The 4,033-nt window shown below is 46.0% G+C and carries 4 protein-coding genes; all 4 read left to right on the forward strand.

Annotation, left to right across the window (positions count from 1 at the left end; genetic code table 11):
• A partial coding sequence (locus tag D5269_RS16945; protein ID WP_158605061.1) for a hypothetical protein occupies nt 1–261 on the forward strand: 261 nt, incomplete at its 5' end.
• A 684-nt stretch (nt 262–945) separates the two neighbouring features.
• Nucleotides 946–1,989 (forward strand): MucBP domain-containing protein, encoded by a 1,044-nt coding sequence (locus D5269_RS16950; protein ID WP_158605062.1) that lies wholly within the window; start codon nt 946–948, stop codon nt 1,987–1,989.
• 179 nt (nt 1,990–2,168) lie between these two features.
• The gene (locus D5269_RS16955) at nt 2,169–3,146 is read left to right on the forward strand and encodes a hypothetical protein (RefSeq protein WP_120487141.1); all 978 of its coding nucleotides are present in this window, start codon (nt 2,169–2,171) and stop codon (nt 3,144–3,146) included.
• 6 nt (nt 3,147–3,152) lie between these two features.
• The gene (locus tag D5269_RS16960) at nt 3,153–3,614 is read left to right on the forward strand and encodes a hypothetical protein (RefSeq protein ID WP_120487143.1); all 462 of its coding nucleotides are present in this window, start codon (nt 3,153–3,155) and stop codon (nt 3,612–3,614) included.
• Nucleotides 3,615–4,033: the final 419 nt, after the last annotated feature.

A 4,033-nucleotide genomic window follows, 5' to 3' on the forward strand; every position in this document is an offset into this window, starting at 1 on the left:
GGCGGTCCCAGTGGGGGCGGCGGCGGTTCCTCCGGCAGCTGGGAGATTCCGCCCAAGGACGACAACGGTATTTATAAAGGTTGGCATTTGTTTGACCCGTTTGATTATGATTTTGCACCTGCCGACAGCGATTATAACTATGACCCCCTAAAAGAGTTTGACCCGTCTGGCCTGCATATTCCGCTGGATTTTCCCGCCCCAGACGATATTGATTATACAAATCCGTTCTGGGTTCCAGAATGGGCAAAAAACAAGGATTAGGAGGCTAATTTCATGAAAAAGTGGAAACGGGTCGTTTCGCTTCTTTGCGCTCTGATTTGCATGTTGGGAATTTCCATGCATGCTTTTGCTATGGTGCAGCAAGTTAGTCTATCTAATCATAGCGGCTATGAGGCTTTTTCTAATGTTTTTAGCCCTGTTCCTGATGTAGGAAATTGTTATTCCGCATTTATCGATACTTCGGATGTCCCATGGGAAGATTTTGGGCAAGATTATCGTACGCTCTGGGATTCTTTTTTAAGCTCATATTTGAATAACAATAGTTATCGTATTTATTTTACTTTTTCAAATTATGCGTCTCGTGATCCATCGGGTGAACTCTTTTACTTTTTCTCCATTAATGTAACCCCTGTAAGTGGTTTTTCCTCTGGCATTGATTCCAGTTCTACGAATAAAAAAGTGCAGGTCAGGCCATCACAGCTTTTAAGTTGCTCTTTCCGACTGGATTCCGATGGTGTTTGTCGACCTTATGGGAAGTGGGGCATTCAAACTTTGTATGGTATGCCTACCGGACAAACTTATTTGGATAACTGTTCAGACTTATTTTCTGCTTCTAACATTACTTATAACTATCCTATATTTTCCGATCTTGATGCGTTATTTTTTACCGATGATTTAGGACACTCTTTTTCAATAGATTCTACGGATTTTTCTGTGGTTCCTTTATTGAAAATTGTATACCAGTATGAGGACGGTACACAAGCTGCACAGCCAGTCATGCGCTCGCTCATAGCCGGGGATAGCTATGAGATCACATCCCCGATAATCGAGGGCTATACGGCAGATAAGCCGGTCGTATCCGGGACTATGCCCGAAGAGGATTTGACAGTAACAGTTACCTATACGGCAGACCCGCCGTCCGAGCCGCAGACCTACACCCTGACGGTCAACTATCGTTACGAAAACGGTTCGCAGGTCGCACAGCCAGTCACACGCTCGCTCACAGCCGGAAGCAGCTATGAAATCACATCCCCAATAATCGAGGGGTACACAGCGGACAAGCCGGTCGTATCCGGCACGATGCCTGCGGAAGATTTGACCGTTACAGTCACCTATACGGCAAACCCGCCACCCGAACCGCAGACCTACACCCTGACGGTCAATTATCGCTATGAAAACGGTTCGCAGGCCGCACAGCCAGTCACACGCTCGCTCACAGCCGGAAGCAGCTACGAGATCACATCTCCGGCAATCGAGGGCTACACAGCCGACAAGCCGGTCGTATCCGGCACGATGCCTGCGGAAGATTTGACCGTTACAGTCACCTATACGGCAGTCCCGCCACCCGAACCGCAGACCTACACCCTGACGGTCAACTATCGTTACGAAAACGGCTCGCAGGCCGCACAGCCGATTACGCGCTCACTCACAGCCGGGAGCAGCTATGAGATCACATCCCCGACAATCAAAAACTACACAGCCGATAGGGTGGTAGTTTCCGGAATCATGCCTGAAAGAGATTTAACGGTTCATGTCCTTTACCGCAAAGATTCTTCCGGTTCTTCCAAACCTTCTGGGTGGTTTGACGCCGCACCAGATGTGGAATGGAAAGACCCTTTTGAATGGTTTGACGCTGCACCAAGTGTGGAATGGAAAGATCCTTTTGCATGGTTTGATGCTGCGCCAAATGTCGAATGGAAAGATCCTTTTATATGGTTTGATGCGGCACCGGATGTGGAGTGGTGGAGTCCATTTCCTTGGGGGGAGTGATGCGTTATCAATGAAGATTTTGTGGTTTTTTCAATGGATGCTCTTGTTGAAATGGGCTATACCATCTGGATAAATATTGGCTCGATTTTTAGCGTTTGCCTGTATATCTTTATGATTGTATTGGGGCTATATGCGCTTTTAGAAATTGTAAGTCATCTGGGACGATAGGAGGGGGAGCGATGAAAAAAACGGCTGTTTTTATAACGATGCTTTTCTGTCTCGCTTTTTGCGCCGTCCCTTGTTTTGCGGAAATCAATGTCCAATGGCCACCGCCTAATTACGATATGCCGCGAACTGTATTCAATGCGGATATGTTAAATTCGTTCTCTAAGAGCCTTAAACTGTCTTTGGGAGCGATTTCAAGTACAGGGCTTCGGATTCTTGGTGTTACAATTTCTCTTTCCTTAATCTCTGGAATCTTTATTCGACTTTTATTAAATAAACTGAACCTGTATAACAACGTATGGAAGCGAGAATTTCACCGCAAAGTGAAGGCCGAGGATCGGAAACGGCATCTTGACAGTATTGTTGATGATAAGGTTGCTGATATGGAAATTAACATGCTGGCAAAGGCGCGATTCCGACTTCGGAATCCTTTGGCAGACCTGAACGAAAAAATTTACCAGCGTGAACTATCTTTTCAGGCGGAACAAGCAATCCGGGAACGGCATCCCGAGCGAGACTTGGAAAAGTCTATATATCGTCGTGAGTTGTCATTTCGGACTGGATTGGAGATGGAGTATCGGCATCCAGAACGTGCCTTAAATGAATCCATTGCGCGTCGTGAACTATCTTATGAAACAGAAAAACGTATGCGGGAACTACACCCAGAACGTGAATTTGAAGAGACTATACGACGCAGGGAAGTTGCAGCAGAAGCAGGTATTGAATTTGCCCGTCGAAATCCTGATCTTGCAACTGAAAGTAAAGTTGTTAATAGGGAAACTAGCTTTACTGCCGAGGGGCTTTTCCGCAAGCGAAATCCAACCTATGTATTGCGCCGCAAGGTCGGAGATCGGCACCTTGCAGATGAAGCAGACAGACTATATAGGGTTATTTGGCCTGATCGCTACCATTCGCGACGAGCCATTTACGATGAGCTTGCTCGCGAATACGATGAGCGCAGCGGCAGGAGATCACGCCGCCGCAGGAGGTGACGCAAGATGCGCAAAAAGATATTTACTGTTTTTCTCGCCGTTCTGGTTCTGGCCTTCGCATCCGTCCCGGCTTTTGCCGCTGACGGTTCCGGTCGGGGCGTGCTTTCGTGGTTTTCGGATGTTGGTGGCTTCATCCGGGATATATTCGTCCCGGATGGCAACTATTTCAACAACCAGCTATCCCTTTTGAATGACCACATAAACAGCCGGTTTGCAGGTCTGGGCGAGCTATATCAGATGCTGGACAACTTTTTCAAAACGCTGCGCAATCCCCCTCCAATCTCTCTGAATTTAACTATCCCAACCAATTTTTTGTTTCCGGGCTATCGTGGCACAAGAGTTGATTTCCTGACATCTACGAAACCTTATTTTAATTTGATGCGGGATATTTTAAATGCGGCAGTCTGCCTTTTAACCGCGATCGTCTGTTATCATAAGCTGCGCACTTTTTTTACTGAGGAGGGATAACATGATTGTTGAGTTTTTTTGTAATCTTTTCTTTTCTCTACTCCATTTCTTGATAAACTTATTTCCGAAATTTCCATCTTTTAATGGACTGAATGTCTCTTTGTCTCCTCTCCTTTATGTGGTACGTTTTATCAATATGTTTGTTTCCTTTGCTGTGGTCAGCAGATGTCTTTTAATCATCCTGATTGTATATAATCTGAAATTTGTATGGTCTATTATCATGTGGCTGATACGTAAAATTCCGGGGGTGTCATAATGATTGATCTGGGGTCCGCTTTTGGAAAGATGTTTGCTCCTGTTGGGGCGTTTCTGGGACTTCTGTTAAAGTGCGTTTTCGCTGGAGCTTTTCTCCTGATCTTCGGCGCGTTGGTCTATTTCTTTGTCCGGTACAAATTCAATCCCTTAAAGCTCGTGCCGGA

It is taken from the genome of Anaerotruncus sp. 1XD42-93, from assembly GCF_009917605.1.
Classification (GTDB): domain Bacteria; phylum Bacillota; class Clostridia; order Oscillospirales; family Ruminococcaceae; genus Anaerotruncus.

Excerpts from the sequence above, each read along its gene's own strand:
- D5269_RS16955 (WP_120487141.1), top strand. The coding sequence starts at position 2,169 with ATGAAAAAAACGGCTGTTTTTATAACGATGCTTTTCTGTCTCGCTTTT.
- D5269_RS16960 (WP_120487143.1), top strand. The coding sequence starts at position 3,153 with ATGCGCAAAAAGATATTTACTGTTTTTCTCGCCGTTCTGGTTCTGGCC.